Consider the following 22,056-nt stretch of genomic DNA (forward strand, 5'->3'; position numbering starts at 1 on the left):
GCCCAGACGCTTCTCCAGGTCCTCGCCCAGCTCCGTCGGCCGGCGCAGCACCGAGGCCATCAGGACCACCGCGCCATCCGTCCGGTCGACCCGGGCCTGCACCTGACGAAAGCCCTCCTCGAGGTCCTGCTTGAGCTGTCCGCGCAGCTTGCCGCCCCACTCGTAGAACGTATTCCCCAGTCCATCCATCCACCCCTCCTGTTTGGCCATCCGGACTTCCAGCTTGTCCATCCGAGTGGTCAGCTCCTTCATCTGGACGCTCAAGCCGTCCACCCGGGTGTTCAGACCCTTTATCTGCCTGCTGAACAGCTCCATCTGGGTGCTCACCCAATCCATCTGGGAGCCCAGAGCCGCCACCCGGGTGGTCTGAACATCGACCTGGGTGGTCACCTCCTTCATCTGGACGCTCAGCGCCTCCACCCGGGTCTCCAGCTTGTCCATCCGGACATTCAGCTCGTCCATCCGGGCGTCCAGCTTGTCCATCCGGGCGTCCAGCTTGTCCATCCGGGCACCCAGACCCTGCACGGCCTTGAGGATCTCCGCGCCCATCTCGCCACTTATCGTCTCCACCATCGTCACTCCCTCCTCGCCCTCCCGGGCATTCCTGGAGCCGCCCTGAGCCGCGACTCGCAGCCTAGCGGAGCCTTCCGCCAGCGCGAGTATCAATATAACCTTTCAAGTAGGGTTGATGCAACTACCTCGCAGACCCCCTCTCTCCACCTGGGCGGCCGCGTGGAAAAACGCCTTTAACTTTTCGCCGGCTCCGGGGTTTGTAGGGACGTGAAGGCCCTGGACACATCCCTGGCGCTGACGGAGGCCGCCACCGAGCCGGATGACGAGGCGCTGTGCCGCGCCTTCCTGGCGGGTGACAAGGCGGCCTTCGGCACGCTGGTGGAGCGGCACCGGGCCCTGGTCTTCGCCCTGATGCGGCGCTACACGACCCGGCCCGAGGACGCGGCGGACCTCGCCCAGCAGGCGTTCCTGCGAGCCCTGGAGGCCTCTCGCCGCGTCTTCTCCCGCTGGAGCCCCACCGGCCCCACGCCCTTCCGGGCCTGGCTGGTCCGCATCGCGCTCAACCTGGCGAAGAACCATGCCCGCCAGGGGCTGCGCTGGCGCCGGATGGAGCTGGTGGAGGTGACGGAAGCCGCCGCCCCGGACGAGTCCGCGCAGGAGGCCCTGGAGCGCGCCGAGCGGGAGCGGCAGGTGCGCGCCGCGGTGCTCGCCCTGCCCCGCCGCCAGCGCGAGGTGCTGACGCTCCGGGTGGACGGAGGGCTGGGCTTCCGGGAGATCGCCGAGACGCTCGGCATCACCGAGACGAACGCGAAGGTGAATTTCCATCACGCCGTGAAGCGCCTGCGGGAGCAGGTGGCGAACACACCCGAGGAGGGACGCCGATGAGCGCGTGCCAGGACCAAGAGGAGCTGCTCACCCTCCATGCCACGGGGGCGCTGGAGCCCGAGGACGAGGCGCGGGTGCGCGCGCACCTGGAGTCCTGCGCGGCGTGCCGGGCCGAAGCGGAGGCCCAACGCGAGGTGCTCGGGCTCGCGGCGCTGCCCCCTGCGTCGGCCCGGGAGCAGGCCCTGCTCGCGGCGCTGCCCCGGACGACGGCGGATGCCTGGCTGAGCACCCAGCTTCGGCAGGCGGCGCGGATGCGGACCGCCGGGGCGCTCATGGCGGTGGCCGCCGCGGTGCTGCTGGTGCTCGGACCGATGGTGCAGCGGCGTGTGGCCCCGCTCGCACCGCCGGACGAGCTGGAGCTGTCCACCGGCCCAGAGGAGGAGACCCCCTCCGAACTGGAGCAGTGGGCCCTGTCGGATCCGCTGGCCGAGGCGCTCGACCCGGCCGAGGAGCAACTCGAGCAGCTCGAGGACGACGCCGAGCCGTCGGACTCCGAGCTCGAGGATTTTCTGTCCTACCCCCACGCTGGAGAGTCGCTGTGATGAAGCCCATTCGACTGGCGGTGCTGACCCTCACCCTGCTTCCCTTGGTGGCGCTGGCCGCGCCGCCCGAGGAGAAGGACGCCGCCGAGCGCGCGGAGAAGCAGACGCGGATGATGCGGGTGCTGGGGCTGGCGGAGGAGCTGGAGCTCAACGAGGCCCAGGCGCTGAAGATGGCGGAGACGATGCGCCAGTTCGACGAGAAGCGGCGACCGCTGCTGGAGCAGGTGCGCGACTCGGCCCAGGTGCTGCGGCGGGCCGCGGAGGGAGACACCTCGGCGCAGGCGCAGGTGGACCCGTCGGTCCAGCGGGTGTTCGACGCGCGGACGCAGCTCACGGCGCTGGACCGCGACATGTACCAGACGCTCGCCAAGGACCTGCCTCCGCAGAAGCGGGCGCAGCTCGCCATCTTCATGGCCCGTCACGAGGGCAAGCTGATGAGGCTGGTGCGGCAGGCGGAGCGCGAGGACCGGCGGCAGGAGCGCCAGCAACGGCAGCAGGAGCGGATGAAGCGCCAGCAGGAGCGCCTGCGGCAGCGTGGCATTGGCGGCCCGTAGGCCCGCCCCGGCCCTACACGCGCACCAGCAGGGCCATCTGGTGCGCGCCGATGCCGATGCCCAGCAGGACGAGGTACTTCGTGCGCAGCTCGTGGTGGTAGCGGGCCAGGGTGACGGGGATGGAGGCGAGCACCACGTTGCCGCAGTCCTCGAGGGTGTGCAGGTACTCGCGGGGGCGGATTCTCTCCTTCCAGTGGTCGAGCAGCTTGCGCGTGGCCTGGTGTGACACGAGGGTGATGTCGTCCCCGGTGAGGCCGTGCTTGCGCAGCAGCCGCTCGACGAGCTTCGGCGGCCCCTCCATGCCGGTGTGCAGGAAGGCCTCCACGCCCCGGGAGGGCTCCAGCCCGTACACCGGCTTGTCGAAACCCGCCTCGGGACGGGGGCGCAGGGTCATCGCCCCGTACTCGTTGCTGAAGGTATCGGCGACGTAGTCCACCAGGACGAGCCGCTCCCCGGGTCCGAGCACGGCCGCGCCGGCCCCATCTCCAATCCCGAAGGCGTGGCCCTGCGCGTAATCCAGGTTCCCCGTCCACCTGGCCCCCACCGCCACGAGCGCCCGCTCCGAGTGCCCGGCGAGCATCGCCTCCCAGGCCAGCACGGCGCCCATGATGAAGTTGCCGAAGTCGGCCTGCACCGGCACCACCAGCGCGTGCGAGCCCAGCCCCAGCTCCCGGTGCACCTGGTAGAGCTCGTTGGGGGTGATGAACTCGGACACGGCGAGGTAGCCGTAGAGCCGGTCCACCTGCTCGGGCCGCACGCCCGCGTCCTCCAGGGCCGCGCGCCCCGCCTGCGCGGTGAGCGAGGCCAGCGACTCGCCCGGCCCCAGGCACCGGTGCTCGCGGTTGCCGTAGAAGAGCGTGGCCTCGGACACCCCCTGGGCCCGGGCCGCCTCGCGGATGGGGTCGAAGATGGGGTCGGCACTGGTGCGCACCCGCTCCGGCAGCGCCGCGCCAAGACCCAGGAAGGCAATCGAAGGGCGAGTCATCATCTCGGCTCCGGTGTGAGGGGACGTGGGTCCTCTCGGGCAAATCAGCACATCCCAGTGGACCTGCCCAGCGTGTAAACGCCCACCCACCGAGCGAGCGGGCATGCGCCGCTGCGAACCCGTCTCCTGGCCGCTATGGGAGGACGCTCATGAGCGCACTCTCCCTGAAATATGTGGCCCTGGGCGACTCCTCCGGTGTCGGAGTGGGCGCGCGCCACGGCGGCTACGTCGAGCACCTCTTCCAGCGGCTGCGCCGCGCCCGAGCCGGCGTGGGCCTGCTCAACCTGAGCGTGAGCGGCGCCACCAGCGCCACCCTGCTCTCCGGCCAGCTCCCCAAGGCCCTGCGGGCGCGTCCCCACCTGGTGTCCCTGGCGGTGGGCATCAACGACATCTGGCGCGGTGTGGAGCCCCACGCCTTCGAGTCCAACCTCGACCAGATCGCGCGCGGCCTCGTGTCCACGGGCGCCCCGGTGGTGCTGGCCAACCTGCCGGACATGTCGCTCGCGCCCGTGGCCCGGCTGGCCACGCACTTCGTCCCGCTCGAGCTCATCGCCCAGCGCATCGACGCCTTCAACGAGGCGGTGGCGCGCGTGGTGGCCCGCCACGGGCTGCTCGGCGTGGACCTCCACACGCCCAGCCGCCACGAGTTGCCGGGGAGCACCGACTACTTCTCGGCCGATGGCTTCCACCCCTCGGACACCGGCTACACGCGGATGGCGGAGCACTTCTGGCCCACCCTGCTCCAGGCCGCCGACCGCGGCGCCGGCACCGAGCAGGCCACCGGCTGACGCCACCGTCCCGCGACGTCGCGGGGACTCAGAAGAGAATGGGGATGTCGAGCTGGACGATGGAGTACTTCAGCTTCGACATCGGAGCGTCGAGCGCGAAGGCGTAGGCCAGTCCCGGGCGAAGGGTGAGGCCCTCCCGCACCTTGAGGTGGAAGCGGGGGCCGACAGCCACGGTGAGGTTGTCGCGCAGTTCGGGCGAGGTGACGCTGGCGGGAGTGGAGAGCCAACGCTGGTAGCGCACCTCGCCGCCAAGCGACATCACCGGGAGCACGAAGTACCCGAGGTGTACCCCCGAGGTGAAGTTCGTCTTCGAGCGGTCCGGCTGCACCGCCTCGCCCCGGACGCGGGTGAGCTGGAGGACGGTGGCCTCCACCTGGGCGGTGAAACCTCGCGCGGTATAGGAGAGGCCCACGCCGGGGAACACGGTGAAGTCATTCACCGCGAACATGGCGTTGTCCATGGCGGAGCGGGCCAGCACGCCCGAGCGCGTGGCGGCGGCCACCGAGGCCTCGGGCTCGTTGCCACCGGACATGCCCACCGGGAGGGTGAAGCCCAGGAAGAGGGCCAGCCGCAGCGAGTCATTCACTGGCAGGGCGTAGGTGGCGCCCAGAGCCGGGTTCACGAAGGAGGAGCCGCTCGGACCCGTGGCCGGGTTGTGATGCACCACGCCCAGCCGGACGAAGGGCGCGAGCTGAGGCGTCACCTTGTAGGAGGCCAGCAACATGGAGGCCACGGTGACGTTCTGGCCGCCGTCCGCGGGCTGGCTCAGCGCCAGGGCTGTGTCGGAGCGCACGACGTTGAGCGCCGCCGTGGGGCGGAGCTGCCACGGCACCGAGTACGGCGCGGGCGTGGCCGCCCGGGAGGCCGCGGGCACGAGCAGCGTCACCGCGGCGAGCATGGCCGCCTTCACGCGACCCGGGGTGGTACGGAAGGACTGGGGAAACATGGGGTGTGACCTCACTCGCCCCTCGGGGCGACCGTCTGCTGCACCGGCAGCTGCTTGCGCAGTGCGAGAGACTTCAATTCCCAGGCCACGCGTGTCCCTCTGGAAACAATGCTGAAAAATGCAGGATTTGCGTGCCAGGAGGAGTCCTGGGTGAAACTTGCGTGGGGAGCGCGCCTCACGCGCGTCAGCAATGGAATTCCCCACCGTCCGAGCCCGCCATGCACGCACAGACCCAGAAGGAACGTCTCCAATCCGCGGGGCAGTGGTGGGGCACCTTCCTCGACGAGTTCCGGGTCGTCTGCCCCAGGTGCGAGCGGACCGCGCTCGTGCTCCCGAGGCAGGCGGGTGAGTCGGGGATCTTCGCCTCACGCCGCGTGACGTGCACACACTGCGGGTTCAGCAACCCGTGGGAGGGACAGTGCGTGAGCATGCCCTGGTACGCCGATCCCATGCGGGACTTCTACTTCCGGCTCCCGCTCCGCCTCCAGATCCACTGCGGCAAGCACCTGCTGTGGGCCTTCAACCACCGGCACCTGGGCTTCCTCGAGGCGTTCGTCCAGGCCTCGCTTCGGGAGCGGACCCGGCACTCGTCGTACGGCTGGCACAACAGGGGCCTCACCAGCCGGCTGCCCAGGTGGCTCAAGGCCGCCCAGCACCGCGCGGCCATCCTCAAGGCCATCGAGACACTCCGCAAGCGCGACCTACGGTGAGGATGGCTCAGGGCGTGTCCGCGCCCGCGCGCAGCGTGAGTTTCTCGCGCAGGCGCGCGGGCTTGCCCGGGGTGACCTCCACGGTCCAGCGCTCGGCCTCGTAACCCGGAGCCCTCGCCATCACGTGCCACACGCCCGGCGTGGGCTTCGGCTCCGTATAGGGACTGGGGACCGTGCGCTGCCGGCCCTTGGGGTCCGTCAGCTCCAACGTGGTGCGGCGCGCTGGCCGTACGTCGACGACGAGGCTCGCGTTTCGCGCCTCGGCGCGGGGCGGCTGGGTGACGGGCGAGTCTCCTGGCCGTGGCACCGGGGCCGCCGCCTCCTTCTGCTTCGGCGCGGGAGACTCCGGCTGCTTCGGCGCGGGTTGGCTCGGAGGCGCCGTGTGGCCCGCCTGCACTGCCTGGAACCCCAGACCGAGCATCACCCCCGCCCCCGCGAGCGCGAAGAGCAGGGCCCAGAACCAGGCCCTGCGCACCAGGTGGGGCTGAGCATTCGCCTGCCCCGAGGGTGGAGCGGGCTTCGCCGGCACGGCACGCGCACGAGCCGGGGCGGGCGCGCTCTTCTCGATGGGCGCGGGGGGCGCCGGCTCGGCGAGCTGGGTCACCAGGACCGGGGCTTGCCGGGCCTCCACGACGCGCGCGGCAGGCGGCGCAAGGGGCTCCGGCTCGGGCTCCCGTACGGGGGCGGCTGGCGCCTGCCGGGCCACCACGACGGGCTCTGGCTCAGGCTCCGACTCACGCGAGGGAGCGGCCGGGGGAGCCACCACGACAGGCGCGACGGGCTCCGGCTCGGGTTCCGGTTCGGGCTCCCGTAGGGGAGCCGCCGGGGCCCGCGGAGCCTCCACGACGCGCGCGACAGGCTCCGGCTCGGGCCGTTTGACGGGAGCGGCTGGAGTCGCCCGTACCGCCGTGACAGGGGCGGCGGGCGTCCTCACGGGGACGGGCTCGGGTTTCCAGGACTCCTTGCGTGGGGCCCGCCGCATCGCCTCGACCAGGGCGGAGGAGACCTGCACGGGCTCGGGTTGCGGGCTCGCCGCGACGGAGGTGGAGGGCGCCTGCGGCTTGGGCACCGGAGGGCTCTTCGCCACATGGAAGAGGGAGGAGCCTGGCGCCTCGGGGACCTGGGCGGGCGTCGCGGCCCGAGGCACGGGAACCTGGGCGGGCGTCACCACCCGAGGCGCGGGCGGAGCCTCCTGTACGGGCGGCTCGGACTGCTCGACCGGGGCCTGCGCCACCAACGCGTCCGCGAACTCCTGGCACGAGGCGAAGCGACGCTCCGGGTCCAGGTCCATCGCCCGGTGGATGCTCGCCAGGAGCCGGCGCTCCAGGCCCGGGTGCGCCACCTCGGGTGGCACGTACTCGGCCCGGACGACCTTCTCCATGATGTTGAAGTCGCTCTCGCCCTGGAAGCACACGTGCCCGGTGGCCAGCTCGTAGAGGGTGACTCCGAGCGAGAAGATGTCCGAGCGCACCGTGACGTCCCGGGCCCCGCGGATCTGCTCCGGGCTCATGTACTGCGGGGTGCCCATGCGCACGCCCGTGCGCGTCGTCGGCCTGCCCTCGGCGTTCGTCACCTTGGCGATGCCGAAGTCGAGGATGCGCACCACCCGCCGGCCGTGGCTCTCCTCCAGGAAGATGTTCGAGGGCTTGAGATCCCTGTGGATGACGCCCTGCGCGTGCGCGAACCCGACCGCCGCCAGCACCTGCCGGAAGATGTCGCGCACCTCGCCCGGCTCCGGAGGTTGCTGTACCCGGGCGAGGTACTTGTCGAGCGACTCGCCCTCCAGGTAGTCCATCACCAGGCCCGCGACGCCGGGCGCCGCGACCACGTCCGTGATGCCCAGGATGTTCGGGTGCTTCAGGCGCGCCTGGATGCGGCCCTCGTCGAGGAAGCGGGCGCGAATCTCCGGGTTCACCACCAGCTCGGGGTCGAGCACCTTGAGGGCGTGGACGCTGCCGAGGGCCACATGGTGCACCTTGTAGACGCGCGCCATCCCGCCGCCACCCAGCTCGCGCTCCACCTCATAGCGCTCGACCACGTCACCCGGGCTCAACATGGGACGACTCCACGCCTCCGCTCCCGCCTAGAAGAACTCCCAGGAGCCTATCTGTTTCCCGCCCCTGCGCTTGGACGCGATGCGGTACGCGTCCATACCCAGCAGGACGTTCACGACGAACAGGCCGCACATCCCTGTATCCATAGGGCCCACCAGCAGGCCGCACAGCAGGAGGAGGCCAATGCCCTTGAGTACCTGCCCGTTGTACAGCTGACCGACCCCGGGGATGCAGAACAGGCCCAGCAGCAGGGCGACCGCGGGCGAAGGCGTGGAACCCGAGGCAACCCGCTGCTCGGGCGGGGGCGCGGACGGGGGCGCTCTCACGGGAGGGGACGGGGCCCGGGGCGCGAGGAGGTCCGGCGGCGGGGGCGGCGTGGGCTCCAGACGCGCCGTGTTCATCGCGGGCCGGCCGCTGTTCGAGAGGTGCGTCGCGGCGAAGGCGGACTCCCGCACGGGCTCGGACGGGGGCGCGACGTGCCCCACCTGCGTCTTCGCGTAGGAGCGGGACGGCCGCTCGGGCACCTCGGGGTTCGCCTCGAGCGCCTGCTCCAGGGCCTCGCGGAAGGCGGCGCAGTCCTGGAAGCGCTCGGAGGGCTCCACCGCCAGCGCCTTGCGGATGCAGCCGGCGATGACGGGCGGCAGCTCGCCCACGAAACGCTCGGGAGGCTCGTAGGTGCCCTCCACGATGCGCTTCATCGTGTCGTAGTCGCTCGACGCGTGGAAGGCGACCTGCCCGGTGGCGACCTCGTAGAGGATGGCGCCCAGCGCGAAGATGTCGGTGCGCGCGTCCACCTCGGCGGCCCCGCGGATCTGCTCCGGGCTCATGTACAGCAGCGTGCCCATGCGGGCCCCGGCCTGGGTGCGCGCCTTGCCCTCCGCGCTCTCCCCCACCAGCACCTTGGCGATGCCGAAGTCCGTCACCTTGGGCTGGAGCCGGCCCCGGCTGTCCTTGCCGATGATGATGTTGTCCGGCTTGAGATCCCTGTGGACGACGCCGTGCCGGTGCGCCTCCTCCACGGCGTCCAGCACCGGCAGGAAGACCTCCAGGAGCAGCTTGGGCTCCAGTCCCCTGCCCCGGCAGAACTCACCGAGCGTGGGGCCCTCGATGTAGTCCATCACCAGCCCCGCCACCGGGGTGGTGACGATCTCCGTCACCTGGACGATGTGGGGATGGCGCAGGCGCGCCTGGATGCGGCCCTCGGCGAGGAAGCGCCCACGGATGTCGTCGTTGCGCGACAGGTCCGCGTTGAGCACCTTCAGGGCGTGCGTGCTGTGCAGCCCCAGGTGGCGCACCTGGTACACGGCGGCCATGCCGCCCTGCCCGAGCAGCCGGACCACCTCGTAGCGACCATCCAGCTGCGTTCCGGGCTGGAGGAGGTTCATGTCACCGCTCATACGCTCGACCCCACGACACGATTGCCTCCACTACCCCAACAACCCGAGCACACCCGACTTGTCCGGACCGAACCCGAGCACGTCCTGGGGCGTACACTCGGGGCACCCGTTGGCGCACTTGCAGTTGGCCAGGATGGCCCGCACCCACTTGAAGGTGTCGTCGACGAGCGCCAGGTCCAGCGCCTCGGCCACGCCCATGCCCTGGAGGTACCGGTCCACCACGACGATGCCCGCCGGGGCCTCGGGGAACATGCCGGGCCCCACCGGCACCACGTCCATGTCCTCGTCGCTGGAGAGCAGGTGCGCCACCAGCACCCCGTCCGCCGAGCGCGCCAGGTGGAAGAGGACATTGGGCGTGGTGGCCGCGGGGAAGAAGACGCCGCGCACGCGCGTGCGGTAGCGGCAGCTCACCGCGCCCACGTCCACCCGCCCCGGCTTGCCCACCTGGGAGTAGCCGGTGACGCTCTCCACCACCGTCGCGTCCAGGGTGCACACCTGGTACACGCAGCGCCCCGTGCGCACCGTCTGGGGAGACTCCACCACGGTGGCGGACTCGAACTGGATGCGCAGCTGCGGCCGGGTGAGGGGCCTGTCGTTGGGCACCGGCTTCACGCGCAGCTCGTTGCGCTTGGTGTCCAGCGAGTGGAGCGGCACCTCGTAGCGCGTGTCCCCCACGGCGAGGACGCGGCCCGGGTAGTAGCGCGTCTCCACGAGCAGCCGATCCACCTCGGTGAGCAGCTGGCCACTGTGCACGTCGAGGACGCGCACCACCTGCTCGCTCACGGTGCGCCGCAGCGGGTTGACGACCTCGGCCATCGCGGGCGGGACGACGGGGCTGCGCACGGGCTCGCGGCCCTGGGCGAGCCGCACCACGTGCCGCTCGGGGCGGAACTTCGGCCCCAGCACCTGCTCCACGCGCGAGCGGCCGAAGACGGCGGCCAGGGACTCCACGTCCTGTGTCCCCTCCTGCATGGCGGCCTTGAGGTGGGCCGAGGCCAGCGCGCCGTTGTGGTAGCCCACGAGCGGGCGCGGCGGCATCAGCATGCCGTTGCGGGAGAGCCCATCCAGGTTGCCGTCCCGGGTGAGGAAGCGCGTCACCGGGTTGTCGGAGAGGCCCCACAGCGCGTCATGGGTCTGCCCGTCCGCCAGCGGCACCCGGTGCGGGAGCGCCCGGTACGCGGCCACCACCCAGGCCTCGTCGAGCGAGCCCACCGAGGCCACGCCGAAGAGGGACACGTCGCGCACGAAGCGCAGCTCGCCGCCCCAGAAGTCCACGGCCTTGAGGTCGAAGGCGCCGCTCGGGTCGCCCACGGCGGCGGGCAGCTTCGCCCCCACCACGGGCTCCAACGCCCGGCGCACCCAGGGCGTGCCGGGCTGGGAGCGGAAGCCCTCCGCCACGCGCCAGACGCGCACGGGGGCGGCGGCGCGCGGGGTGAAGGGCACCTCGCGGACGGAGATGCCCGGGAACATCTGCTCCACCAGTCCGCGCGTGCCCGCCCCGCCCACGCCCGTGGCCAGCACGTTCCACCGCGCTCCGGCGGCCGACAGCGCCAGCTCCAACCGCCGCAGGGTGAACATGCGGTGCGTGGAGACGAGCGGCGTGCCCCGATCCACCCGCGACAGCACCACCAGCCCCACGGAGCGGGCCCACAGGCGACCGCAGCCCCCGCGCGTCTCGGCGAGCGCGCGGATGCCTCCGGCGGACAGTTGCTCCACGTCCAGGAAGACGGCGGCCGGCATGCGGTTGCCCGCGAAGGCCTCGCGCATCGCCGCCTCGCCCGCCAGCAGCGGCCCCGAGGGCCACGAGCCACTGCGCGAGATGGCCTCGAGCACCGCGTCGCGCAGCGCCTCGGGCTCGTCGCTGATGACGAGGCACGGCAGGCCCTCGCGCTGGAGCGCGAGCAGCACGCTGGAGATGAGGAAGTGGCGCTCCGTCGGGTCGGGCAGATCTCCCACCAGCCAGCCCTGTTGCGGCGAGCCCCACGCGCTGGCGATCTCCTCCAGCGCCCGAGGCGGAGCCCCGGTGGCACCCGAGTCCCGCCACGCGGCGGCGCTCCAGGCCGGAGCCGGCTCCGCGTTGCCCGTGCCCTGCGTCGCGAGCAGCGGGCGGGCGTTGGCGTCGATGGCGCCCAGCTTCCGCCAGAGGGCCGGCACGTCCGCGCGCACGGGAGCGGGCACCTGCGGCTGGGGGGCCTCCTGCTTCACGGGCGGGGGCGCGAGGCGCTCGGCGCGCGTCCACACCGCGAGGGCCATGCACAGCATGGGCAGCACGGCGGCCACGTCCAGCAGCATGCGCCCGGGGCGATCCTGCCGCCATGCCCCGTCCACCGCGTAGAGGGCCAGCACTGGCATGGCCAGCAGCACCACCCCCAGCGGGTCCGCGAGCGGGACGCGGAAGGGCGTGCCGAACTTGCGGTTCGCCTCGCGGAAGGCGAGCACCGCCACCGCGAGGAAGAAGGCGGCGGCATGCAGCAGCACCAGCAGCACGATCGCGTCCAGGGGGTACCAGGTCGCCTGCACCGTTACCGGAGCCCCTCCCGGACCCGGGACCTGGGGCAGCGCCGTGAGCGCGTTGAGCCACCCGAGCGGCCCTCCCCGCATGGAGTCACTGAAGGCCTCGACCAACCGGGTGAGGAGCACCAGCGCGAGGGTGACGAGGACGGCCTTGCCCACGGGAAGGGCGGCACGGCGCCAGCGGGAGTTGGGGCCAGGGCCCACCACCCCGGCCGCGAAGGACCAGGCCAGCACGGGGGTGACGAGCACGAGGGCCCACACCATCAGGTACGCGAGCGTCGCCAGGACGGCCGGATGCGGAAGCTGCAAGGTCATCGCCCACCTCGCGGGGCCACCACGGCTGGCTGCGGAGCGGAGCGAGCCCCCCGAGCAATCTCTTCCACGGAGAGGCCCTCCCAGGTGCGAAGGAAGATGACGCGCGCGGCCTTCGAGGGAGACCAGAGGATGGGCAGGCGCGTGGGCACGTCCCGCAGGCCCGCGTCGAGCGTCTCGCGCCCCGCCGACGGAGCGATGACGAAGCCCTCGCCGGGACGCAGGCCGAGCACCGGGTCTCCATGGGCATTCAACGGCTGGCACGGCGGCGCGAGCACCGCGCCCATCCGCGAGCCGAAGTCCCGCAGCACATCCGCCGCCTGCTGGCCCCCTTCCTGGTCATCCAGCACGCTGCGCTCGGCGAGGGGCCGCACCTGACGGCGGCTCAGCTCGGCGATGCGCTCGGGGTCGCCACACGGCACGTCCTCGAGCAGCCCGCCCGGGGGCCACGCCCCTTCGAGGAGGCGGTCGGCCCAGACACGGTCCTCGGAGACCTCACGGCGGGAGGAGATCCACCGGCTGATGACCTCCGAGGGCATGAGCGAGCCGTGCAGCAGCCCGCCCGCGCCGAGCAGCGGCCCGAGGTCGTCCAGCCGGCCCTCGACGGCGGGGGTGACGCCGAGCGCCGACAGCTCCTGGCGCTTGCGATCCCTCGCCTCCAGCAGCGCGCGGCGCACGGCCTGCAACCGGGCCACGGCGTTCTCCAGGGCGAGGATGGCACCCCGGCGGGCGCGCTTGCGGCGCACCACGAGCTGCAGCTCCGCCTGCCGGGCGCGACGCCCTCCCCCACCCCGGCTGATGAGCGACTCCAGCGCGTCACGCCGGAGCTTCAACACCCGGCGGACCTCCTTCCGGGTGTGGTTGCCGACGAAGTAGAGCCACCCACCGCCAGCGCCCAGCGCGGCGAGCGTGCCGAGAATCCACGGCAGGGCCTCGCGCCAGTCGAAGCCGCTGGGGGCCGGAGTGGCCGTCACCGAAATCTGGACACGCGAGGGGCCGCTGCCCGCGGAGGGCACGGCCGGAGTCATGAGCGACAGCGTCCCGAAGGAGACGCCCAGCAGCACGGCGAGCGCGAGCGCCGCGGCGGCCGCCATCGCCAGCCCCTTCGAGGGCAGCTCCAGCAGGGCGTGCTCCAGCTCCTCGCGGTGCGGGTCCACCGGAGGGCCCGGCGGCTGGGAAGGGTCCAACCGCTGCAGGGCGGCGGCCTCCTGGGCCTGCTCGTCGTGGAGCTGCGCGATGACGCGCTTCAGCCCCTGCTCGACGGCGGGGAGCTGGGACAGGCCCGAGGAGGGCCCGAGCGAGGCATCGAACACCGCCTGGATGCCCTGCTCCACCGAGGCGGCCACCTCGGCCTCGGCGCGGTCGAGCGCACGGAAGGTCTCGTCGGTGCGCGCCTGATCGACGGTGGTGAGCGCGACCTCCACCGAGGCTGGCCTGAAGAGGCCGAAGTGGTTGGCGCGAATCTCCTCGGCGGAGTCAAGGGGGGCCACGTGAATCCGCGCGGGCAGGTCCACCGGGGAGCGGGACAGCTCGGCGGCGAGGCGCCGGGAGAGCTGCGCGGCCTGGCCCTCGACGAAGGGAGCCAGCCAGCGGTCACTCTGGAGCGCGGAGACGGCCCCCATGGCCAGGGTGGGATCCGTCACCGGCTGCTGCACGCGCTCCACCAGCACCCCGAGCCCGTCATAGGCGGCACGCGCGGCGGCATAGGTGCGCAGGCGCGACTCGGGCAGCTCCACCGAGGCGAGCGAGACGAAGCCCACGAGGCCCTCGTCGCGCGCCGGGTGGGCCATGCGCCGGGACACCTCGTCCTCGGTGCGCAGCCCCGAGGCCACCATGCCGAGCGCGAAGGAGGCGCAGGTGGACACCATCTCCTCGGAGGTGAGGGTGCCCGCGGCCGTCTGCTGGGACACGAGCCAGATGCGGGCCAGCACGGGGAAGACGGGCCGCGCCCGCGCCCAGCTCTCCAGCGCGGCCAGCCGCGAGAGGGCCACCGAGGCCCGGGGGTTGGACAGCGCCGGCACCTGCACCACGAGGTGCAACGTGGCGGTGCGCTGCTCCGGCGGCCGGTCCGGAGGGAACATGGCGCCGTAGCCCTCGGCCAGCAGGCGCGCGGCCTGCTCGCACGCGATGAGCAGGTCCTCGTCCCCGCCCTGCAGCGCGGCGGCGAAGGCGATGAGGTCCAACCGCTGGTCACGCCGCTCGCCCGAGCCTCGGCCCGCGCGCAGCAGATCTTCCAGCAGGGGCTGGAGCCCGGCGGCCACGCCCGAGGGCTCGCAGCGCAGCACGCCGAGCAGCGGCGAGGAGGCCTCCAACGACTGGAGCGCGCGGCCGATGACCTCCTGGCCGAAGCGCCCCAGCCCGAGGAGGACGGTGGGGTACGAGACGGCGTCCAAGCTAGCTCCTCAGCTCGGCGGCGAGCGCCTCCACCACGGTGCGCTCGTCCTGGAGGAAGCGGCGCTCGGCGTCCTTCTGCTCGGCGACGGCGCGAGCGTAGGCCTCGGTGAGCCGACGCTGGTGGGCCTGCACCTCCTCGAGCAGCTTGCCGCGCGAGGGCCGCTCCACCGTCGCGTTCACCCAGGAGTCGCGGGCGTTCTTCTCCAGGTCCTCGCGGAGCACGGGGTCGAGCGCCTGGAAGGCCTCGAAGGCACGCACCCGGTCCGGGGCGAGCTTGTTCTTCGTGCCGGCGAAGCTCCAGTGGTAGCCCTCCTCGTCGCGCGAGATGCCGCCGAACAGGGCGCACAGGGTGAAGGCGCGCAGGCGGGCATCACGGGCCTCGCGGGTGGCCTGGGCGCCGCGCTCGACGGTGCGGCGCTCCTCGGCCCGCTTCAGCTCCACCGGGTCCAGGTCCGGCAGGCCCGGCGAGGACTCCCACGTCGCCTCGATGTGCAGCGGGTAGGTGCGGTTCTTGTCGTCGCGCACGCGCTTGTAGCCGGCGTACAGGTCGGACTGGACGTTCTTGAACCAGTACACGGGCACGCCGAGCAGCGCGCGGTAGAGCACGAGCGAGTCCCGCTCCTCCCAGCCCGTGACGCGGTTGGAGCCGGACACCACGCCCCGGAGGATGTTCCAGAGCGAGCCCTCCTCGTCGCTGGCGTACTTGTCGTGCAGGCCGGCGTAGAAGACGTCCGCGGGCGTCACCGTGGGGTCGTCCCGGCGCGTGGCGTCGATGTGGGCCAGCAGCACGCACTCGTCGGACAGGCGCTTGAGCCGGTCCTCGATGCCGCGGCGCACCTCGGTGGCGGACACGGCGCGCAGCTCCTCCTCCAGCTTGCCCTTGCGGCGCAGCTCCTCCAGGTCCTTCCCGGCCTTGTGCAGGGCGATGTAGCGCTGCTCCAGGTCCAGGCCCGAGGCCAGATCCAGGCCCATCTCCTCCATCACCTTGCCGTAGACCTGGGTGGCCTGCGTCTCCAGCTTGCCGCGCACGTGCTGGACGATCTCATTGGCGTCGCGGGCGCGGAGCTGGCCGTTGGGGTCCCTCACCGGAGTGAAGGCCTCGGTGACGGTGTCGAAGATGTCGGCGGCGCGGAAGTTCGCGTCGCTGTCGAGCTTGTGGGAGTAGAACTCCTTCCACAGCCGCTCGCGGCGCCGGTCATCGCGGAGCACCTCGGCGTCCAGGTAGTACTGGGCCACGTCCGAGCCCGCGTCCACCGCGGCCGGATCCTTGCGGAAGCGCTCGGCCTGGGACTCGGCGTCCCGGGCGCGCTCGTCGGCCACCTGGGCCACCTTGCGGAAGGACTCCAGCCGGGCCTCGGCGTCCTTGCGCAGCTCGCTCTCGAAGGACTTCCAGAAGAAGCGCTTGATCTCGTCGCGGAACTCGTTGGCCCAGCTCTCCACCTTGGCCACGGCGCGCAGCTTCGTGGTGGCGAAGGCCTTGTTGTCCCGGTCCGTGAGGCTCTGGAGGAAGCTGGGGTTGGCCTGCCGCGCCATCTCGCCATCGAGCCGGGAGATCTCCTGCCGCAGCTCCGGGCTGTCCAGGTCCGGCGGCGTGCCATCGGCCTTGAGGTACGCGCCCTCCTCCGGATCCTTGAAGGGGACGATGAAGGAGTCCCCCAGCAGGCGGATGAGGAAGAGCCGCTGCGAGATGGGGTTGACCTCGTACTCCTTGAAGAAGGACTCGAAGAAGCGGCCGGTGCGCACGTCACCGCGCTGGGCCTCGAGGTACTCGCCGCACACGCGGGCGCGCGACTCGTCCTTCGCCCGGCGCAGCACCGCGATGGCGCGGCTCAGCGACGGGTTGCCCGGGTTGATGGACTGCTTCTCCACGTCCGGGATGTCGATCTGCTCGTCCAGCCTGCCGAAGATGGCCTCGAGCTTCTCGCGGAAGGCCTCGGCGAGGTTCTTCCCGCCCTTCCCGATCTGCTGCTGGATTCCGTAGAACTGGCCCTTCTCGTCGCGGCGCTCCTCCTCGCCGGCACGGAAGGCGACGTAGCCCTTGAACTTCTCGTCGATGCGGCGGTTCTTCTCGTTGGGCTCCAGGCGCTGGAAGGCCGGGTCGCCGTAGGGCACCTGGAAGTCCGGATGATCCGCGCCGAAGCAGAGGAACTGACGGAAGGCGCTCGCCACGTAGCGCAGGCCCGCGTACTTGAGCAGGTCCCTGCGAGGCAGTTGCAGCAGCGCGGTGCCGAACGAGCCGTAGTGCACGGAGAAGTGGCCCAGGGCGAGCTTCTTCTGGTGCTTCTCGTAGTTGTCGTACTCACCGGCCTGCGCGCCGAGCAGCGGCGAGAAGATCTGCAGGTAGCAGGCGTCGGCCACCGCGTTCTCGTACTTCTCGATGGAGAGCTGGTCGGGCCGATCGATGAGGTAGGTGAGCGTGAAGGGGCGCTCGGCGACGGTCTGGCGGCTGCGGTCCTGGGTGCCCGGGTCGTAGTGGAACTCGAGCTCGCTCACGCCGCCCGCGTAGTCGAGCTGGCGGTTGAGGTACTCCAGCTCCTTGAGGGCGGAGTAGCCGTTGGCGAGGATGTCCGGGTGGAGCTGGGGCTTCACCTTGTCGAGGAAGGCGGTGGGCAGGGTGAGCACACCCACCACGCTGGGCCGGCCCCAACCCGCGTCGAGCACCATGCGCCGCAGCAGGTAGGCCATGGGCAGGAAGCCACCCGAGCCGGTGCCACCGGCCACCGAGCCGTAGATCATCACCCGGACGACGCGGTTCTCGTTGTCGCGCCAGGGGTTCTCGCGGCGGGTGGACTCGTCGAGCAGCTTCTGGAGGGCCTTGCGGATGCCGCGCCGATCCTCCTCGAGGTTGTAGTAGAGCCGCAGGCGGCTCTCCATGCGGATCTGCCCGGCGCCAGCGCCCTGGGTGGAGCGGAACTGGTAGGTGGAGGGGACCCACTGGGTGACGAGCGGATCCTCGTTCAGCTCGCGCTGGCCGCGCTTGCGCTCGATGTAGGCGCGCGCGTCGAAAGCGGAGATGAGGAAACGGTTCTCCACCGGGACGTCCTTGAGCTTGTCGAGGTCGTCCTTGTTGGTGTCGATGGCCACGAAGTGGGTGAGCGACTTGATGCGCTCCCAGTTCGGGTGTCGGCGCAACCGGCCAGACAGCAGCTGGACGATCTTTCCGCCGTTACCACCGAGTCCCACGAACAGGGTCGGGTTGAACTTCTCCGTCGCGAGCAGCCCCAAGGCTCCCCCTCCGAGTCATCTCCACTGCATGTAGAGAGTACCCGGCCGGTATAGCACGCGCGGAGGGAGCCGGAAGCCAAGGACCAACGCTCTTCGACCGAGGCGGTTCCACCGGGAGTCACACTCCGGAGTTGGCCGAAATCCCGCCTCTGCCTACTTCGAGTCTGGAGGCTCCGGTTCATCCGGCAGCCGCGTCCGGACCAAACTCCACCCCTTCGACCCATGGAGCACGGTGAAACCCTGGCCAGCGATGGTGATCAGATCGCCGTGCTTGACCGTTCCACTGGCGAGCCATTCATCTGCTTCTTCTCTCGTCGCGAACGCTTGAGAAACGATCAGCGGCTTGCCGGTGACGAAGTCCCGGAAGTAGCCCCGGTAGTCTTCCAGCTTGTCGATGTCCCGCACATAGAGCAGAGCCACCGCGGCGATTCGAAGCGCCTCGTCTTCCGGCGAGCCCTCCGGATACTTGTCGCTTACGGTGCCGAGCGTCTTCATGACGGCATCAACATCGAAGTTCGAATTGTAGATCATCGGAGCACCAGGTCAGAGGGCAAGGGGAGCCAGAATCAGCGCGCCAGCGCCGCCTGTCGTAATGACGAAGGCAACGCCGGCAATGATGACGACCGTTCCAAGCGCCACTTCAGCCTTGTGACTCTTGATCCATCCGATCGCCTCATCAACGCGTGAGAACTTCAGCTCCCTCACCTTCTTCTCATTCGCCTTTTCGCATTCCATGAACAGCTTGAGGCATTTGTTGGTGCAGTACTGCCGATACCATCCATCCCGCTCCGTGTGAGGATACGGAAGAGAATCGGCGTTCCAGCACTCCTCATAGCACTCGTTTTGCTCCGCATCGCAGTTCCGGAAGCCACCGCCGCCAGTCCCGAGAGCAACACCCACTCCGTTCGTGTCCTCGGAGATGACGTAGATGCGGGACTCCGGCCGTTGCGCGTGGGCACATCCGCTGCCAGCCACCGCCATGACAATCGTGAGGATGAGCCATCTCATCCCACCACCCTATCCGATCCACACGCGACGCACAGACCCACGCCACACGGTCGGCTTCACCCCGGGACCCGACCCGTGCTGCCCGGCGCCCACGTACCGCGCTCGGATCGGCACCCACTTGCGCGCGATCACCAACCCGAAGCTGAACAGGCCACCGCTGAGCAGGTTTTCGGCCAGGAGGGCGAGATGCCGCCCTTCCGCCCACGCGAAGGCGAGCACCCCCCAGCGGGATGAGGAGGCACGTACCTCACGCGCCTCGCCACTCTCGGACGGGATACGAAGACGAACAACCTCGGGTTGCTGGTCCATGCGAATGCCCCCGCGCAGGGCCCACGGTACGGACCCGCGACTCGCGGCAAGGCCACATGCCAACCTGATTCAGGGAAATCCGGTAAGGCTCGGGCTCGGCATCGCTATTCGAAGACTCGAAGCGAGAAAAGAACCCGGCACGGAACTTCCGGAGGGCTCCCGCGATAATCTCTTGATACTCCGGGCGGCGCTGGCGCTGCCCTGCACTCTGAGGGACTCAAATGAAGATCGGCGGCTTCCAGCTTCCCAGGATCGATCTCGGCAAGCTCAGCCAACTCGGCGGCGGCTCGATGCTCAGCGGCATCAAGGACTCGCTGAAGAAGGTTGCTGGCGACTTCTTCAAGTCCGGCTTCGAGGCGGCCAAGAAGAGCCTGCTGGAGCAGGTTGCCAAGGCCCTCGGTCTGCCCTCGCCCGCCGCTACTCAGGGGGGCGTGAGCCCCAACCTGCCCTCCACCCCTCCCGCCATCGGCGGTGCGGCCCCCGCGCCCAGCATCCCGACTCGCTCGGGTGTCGAGGCGGGCGCCATCGGCGGTGCGGTGAGCCAGGCGACGGCCAGCGGCAGCGTGTGGGACGACGCCCTCGCCATGGCGCAGACGGGCAAGGGCCTGTCGGAGACCCAGGCCAAGTCCCTCAAGGGCCTGGACCCGAAGGACGCCGCTCGTCTCAAGGCCCAGTACGAGCTGCAGAACTACTCCGAGATGGTCCAGATGATCGGCGGCATCCTCAAGATGCAGAACGAATCGCAGAAGAGCGCCATCAGCAACATCCGCTAGTCAGTCTCTGACACCGTTCCCGGCCCCCTCCGGTGCGCGCCTACGTGACTTCCAGTACAGCGCTCCTCGGCTCGAGATGCGTAGAGTCCGCCTCCCCTTACCCCAGTGGAGGCTGCACTCATGCGCATACTTGGAACGATTGCCGTTGGGATGGTCGCGCTGCTCGCGTCACCGGCTCTTGCCGCACTGCCCGTCGTCAGCGAGTCGCGGGTTTCCTGGCAGGGTTGTGAGTTCTCGATCAAGGTCCTGCAGGACGTTGAGCAGGCCTATCCGTACCCCCAGACCCTCTACAGAATCTCCGTCCAGAGCGCGGTGGTCTCGCCCGCCACCTGCTCGCTGACGCCGAACACCCTCGAGCTGGGGACCTCGAAGCTCATGCCGCAGATCGCGATCGCGGCCAATGCCGAGGGCCTCGCGGTGGCCTACTCCTTCGGAGAGTACATCCGGAGCGTCGGCAACTGGGTTCGCCTCCGCGTGTACCGTCTGGACCCGAGCTCGTTGGGCATCTATCGGATCGCGGGTCTGCAGGCGAGCTACGTGCCGGCGAATGGTGGGGCCGGGATGCCGGGCGCTACCTCCCTGCAGGAGCTCACCCTTCACCCCGGCTACATCGCGGTGAATGGCACCTTCACCGGGAATTCGGTCACGGAAGATCCCGCGACCACTCCCTGGCCGTACCCGATCCTCCAGGGCAGCCGCTTCGTCGCCATCTACCCTGACTTCTTCACCTGGGCGCCGCAGTCGCCCCGCATCGTCACCTTCTGAGTGGGGCGGATGTTGTAGGTCGCCGTGAAAAGGAAGACGCCGGCCTCCATGTGGAGGCCGGCGCTCGCTCAGCTCCACTTCATGTAGAGGCTGCCCACCCGGTACACCATGTTGGGCGTGTACCCGAGCGCCAGCTCCTCGGCCGGCACGGGTTCCCACTTCCCGGTGCGCTGCACCTTGCGCTCGAGCCCTCCGGCGGTGACGAAGCGCGTGGAGCCACCGGGCCCCGCTTCGAGCACGAGCACCGCCGCACGCGGAGCGCGGACGAAGTCGCCTCCCGCGTTCAGGCACATCCGGGCGTTGCGGTAGAAGCCTCGGGTGCCACCGGGCGTCTCGCGCAGCGTGAGGGCCGAGGCGCGCTTGAGCCCCATCTCCGAGCCCGCCACGTACACGCTGGCGGCCGGGTCGAAGTCATGCGGCCGGACGAAGCCCATGACGACCCAGCCGAAGAAGAGCAGGCCCCCCGCCAGGGCGAGCCAAGGCCACCAGCAGCGCAACCAGCCCGTCTCCGCCACCTTCACGACCGCCGGGACCGTCACGGCGGCGGCGGCGTAGTGCGGGTGGCTCGCGGCGAAGCGCACCCCGAGCCCCGGCGGGGCGAGCTGTCCGCAGCACCCCTCGGCGACGAAGCAGACTTCATACTCGAGGGGCTGTCCCTTGCGGCCGTTGCCCAGCTCCGCCTCCGAGCCCGCGACGGGCGCGCAGGAGAGCAGGCCATCCTCCACAACCCCCTGCGCGGTGCAGGAGATGGGGACGCGGTCCGCGTTGGTGGAGCGGGACAGGTCCACCACCGAGCACCGGCGTGTCTCGCTCCGCTCCCCCCGCCACTCACCAAAGTCCAGCGAGGCCGGAGTGGGCACCAGGGCGAGGTCGAGAAAGCCCTCCACCTGCACGGCCCGGCGCGCGCTCTGCTCCATCCACGCGTTGCGGAAGGTCACCGACACGGGCGTGGCCACGCCGTCCCGCGAGGGCTCCGAGGGCGTCCAGTCCGCCACGAAGCGCCCTCCCCCAGCGTGGCGCAGGGGCACCTCCTGGCCGTCGATGGTGGCCACGGCCGCGAACCCGTCCGCCTGGAAGAAGGTCTCGTCGTCGAAGGTCTTCCCCCGGAAGAGCAGCCGTGCGTCGAGCTGCACCGGCTCGCCCACGCGCGCGGTGGCGGGCACGGCCAGGGACGCTTCGAGGTCGTACCGGAGGATGAGGCCGTAATCGATGTCGCCCGACCCCTGGGGCAGCGACAGCGTCCAGCGGCTGCGCGCGTCCGGCGAGTTGGGCGCGCGGAAGACCTGGTAGTGGCGGTGCGGGGGCTGGCACAGCTTGGGCGCGCCCGCGTAGCGGACGCCGGGGGGGCAACCATTGTCACCGGAGGCCTGGGCCGGGACGCT

General features: G+C 70.8%; 18 protein-coding genes. 7 read left to right on the top strand and 11 right to left on the bottom strand.

Annotated features, from left to right (window positions below; translation table 11 throughout):
• Positions 1 to 573, bottom strand: a 573-nt coding sequence (locus tag VF697_RS29495; protein WP_331100099.1) for a hypothetical protein, incomplete at its 3' end; no start/stop codon positions are given.
• A 207-nt stretch (positions 574 to 780) separates the two neighbouring features.
• Between VF697_RS29495 and VF697_RS29500 the strand changes: the two genes are divergently transcribed.
• Genes VF697_RS29500 through VF697_RS29510 form a run of 3 tightly spaced genes read left to right on the top strand, consistent with a single transcriptional unit; the run spans position 781 to position 2,494 of the window.
• Positions 781 to 1,398, top strand: coding sequence for a sigma-70 family RNA polymerase sigma factor (locus tag VF697_RS29500; protein ID WP_331100101.1), 618 nt, complete (start codon positions 781 to 783; stop codon positions 1,396 to 1,398).
• Positions 1,395 to 1,940 carry a zf-HC2 domain-containing protein gene (locus tag VF697_RS29505; protein ID WP_331100103.1) on the top strand — a complete coding sequence of 182 codons (546 nt, stop codon included), beginning with the start codon at positions 1,395 to 1,397 and terminating at the stop codon, positions 1,938 to 1,940. The genes VF697_RS29500 and VF697_RS29505 overlap by 4 nt, the downstream gene beginning before the upstream one ends.
• Entirely contained in the window at positions 1,940 to 2,494 is a 555-nt protein-coding gene (locus VF697_RS29510; RefSeq protein ID WP_331100105.1) for a hypothetical protein, read from the top strand. Before VF697_RS29505 ends, VF697_RS29510 begins: the two co-directional genes overlap by 1 nt.
• Positions 2,495 to 2,507: 13 nt before the next feature.
• Here VF697_RS29510 and VF697_RS29515 read toward each other — a convergent pair whose 3' ends face one another.
• A complete protein-coding gene (locus VF697_RS29515) occupies positions 2,508 to 3,482 on the bottom strand; it encodes a 3-oxoacyl-[acyl-carrier-protein] synthase III C-terminal domain-containing protein (protein WP_331100107.1) in 975 nt (324 codons plus the stop codon).
• A gap of 146 nt (positions 3,483 to 3,628) precedes the next feature.
• Between VF697_RS29515 and VF697_RS29520 the strand changes: the two genes are divergently transcribed.
• Positions 3,629 to 4,267: an SGNH/GDSL hydrolase family protein gene (locus tag VF697_RS29520; protein ID WP_331100109.1), complete on the top strand. Its 639-nt coding sequence runs from the start codon at positions 3,629 to 3,631 to the stop codon at positions 4,265 to 4,267.
• Between the two features lie 28 nt (positions 4,268 to 4,295).
• Here VF697_RS29520 and VF697_RS29525 read toward each other — a convergent pair whose 3' ends face one another.
• On the bottom strand, positions 4,296 to 5,213 hold the full coding sequence (locus tag VF697_RS29525) for a hypothetical protein (protein ID WP_331100111.1): 918 nt from the start codon (positions 5,211 to 5,213) through the stop codon (positions 4,296 to 4,298).
• Positions 5,214 to 5,431: 218 nt separating this feature from the next.
• Here VF697_RS29525 and VF697_RS29530 point away from each other — a divergent pair, with 218 nt between their 5' ends.
• Positions 5,432 to 5,923, top strand: coding sequence for a hypothetical protein (locus VF697_RS29530; protein ID WP_331100113.1), 492 nt, complete (start codon positions 5,432 to 5,434; stop codon positions 5,921 to 5,923).
• 7 nt (positions 5,924 to 5,930) lie between these two features.
• Here VF697_RS29530 and VF697_RS29535 read toward each other — a convergent pair whose 3' ends face one another.
• The 7 genes from VF697_RS29535 to VF697_RS29565 form a co-directional block, all read right to left on the bottom strand.
• Positions 5,931 to 7,979, bottom strand: a complete 2,049-nt coding sequence (locus tag VF697_RS29535) for a serine/threonine-protein kinase (protein WP_331100115.1) — start codon at positions 7,977 to 7,979, stop codon at positions 5,931 to 5,933.
• Between the two features lie 27 nt (positions 7,980 to 8,006).
• The gene (locus VF697_RS29540; RefSeq protein ID WP_331100117.1) at positions 8,007 to 9,362 is read right to left on the bottom strand and encodes a serine/threonine-protein kinase; all 1,356 of its coding nucleotides are present in this window, start codon (positions 9,360 to 9,362) and stop codon (positions 8,007 to 8,009) included.
• Positions 9,363 to 9,404: 42 nt separating this feature from the next.
• Positions 9,405 to 12,203, bottom strand: a complete 2,799-nt coding sequence (locus tag VF697_RS29545; protein ID WP_331100119.1) for a DUF1998 domain-containing protein — start codon at positions 12,201 to 12,203, stop codon at positions 9,405 to 9,407.
• Positions 12,200 to 14,593: a hypothetical protein gene (locus VF697_RS29550; protein WP_331100120.1), complete on the bottom strand. Its 2,394-nt coding sequence runs from the start codon at positions 14,591 to 14,593 to the stop codon at positions 12,200 to 12,202. Before VF697_RS29550 ends, VF697_RS29545 begins: the two co-directional genes overlap by 4 nt.
• A 1-nt stretch (position 14,594) precedes the next feature.
• On the bottom strand, positions 14,595 to 17,819 hold the full coding sequence (locus tag VF697_RS29555; RefSeq protein WP_331100122.1) for a tubulin-like doman-containing protein: 3,225 nt from the start codon (positions 17,817 to 17,819) through the stop codon (positions 14,595 to 14,597).
• 153 nt (positions 17,820 to 17,972) lie between these two features.
• Positions 17,973 to 18,350 carry a hypothetical protein gene (locus tag VF697_RS29560; protein ID WP_331100124.1) on the bottom strand — a complete coding sequence of 126 codons (378 nt, stop codon included), beginning with the start codon at positions 18,348 to 18,350 and terminating at the stop codon, positions 17,973 to 17,975.
• A gap of 12 nt (positions 18,351 to 18,362) precedes the next feature.
• Positions 18,363 to 18,827 (bottom strand): hypothetical protein, encoded by a 465-nt coding sequence (locus tag VF697_RS29565; RefSeq protein WP_331100126.1) that lies wholly within the window; start codon positions 18,825 to 18,827, stop codon positions 18,363 to 18,365.
• 530 nt (positions 18,828 to 19,357) lie between these two features.
• On the opposite strand from VF697_RS29565, the gene VF697_RS29570 reads away from it, so the two are divergent.
• Together VF697_RS29570 and VF697_RS29575 are read left to right on the top strand one after the other, a co-directional pair.
• Positions 19,358 to 19,909 (top strand): hypothetical protein, encoded by a 552-nt coding sequence (locus VF697_RS29570; protein WP_331100128.1) that lies wholly within the window; start codon positions 19,358 to 19,360, stop codon positions 19,907 to 19,909.
• Positions 19,910 to 20,029: 120 nt separating this feature from the next.
• A complete protein-coding gene (locus VF697_RS29575) occupies positions 20,030 to 20,674 on the top strand; it encodes a hypothetical protein (RefSeq protein WP_331100130.1) in 645 nt (214 codons plus the stop codon).
• A 68-nt stretch (positions 20,675 to 20,742) separates the two neighbouring features.
• Here VF697_RS29575 and VF697_RS29580 read toward each other — a convergent pair.
• Positions 20,743 to 22,056 (bottom strand): hypothetical protein (locus VF697_RS29580; protein ID WP_331100132.1); only part of this gene is annotated, 1,314 nt, incomplete at its 5' end.

Source organism: Archangium sp., assembly GCF_036388035.1.
GTDB lineage: Bacteria > Myxococcota > Myxococcia > Myxococcales > Myxococcaceae > Archangium.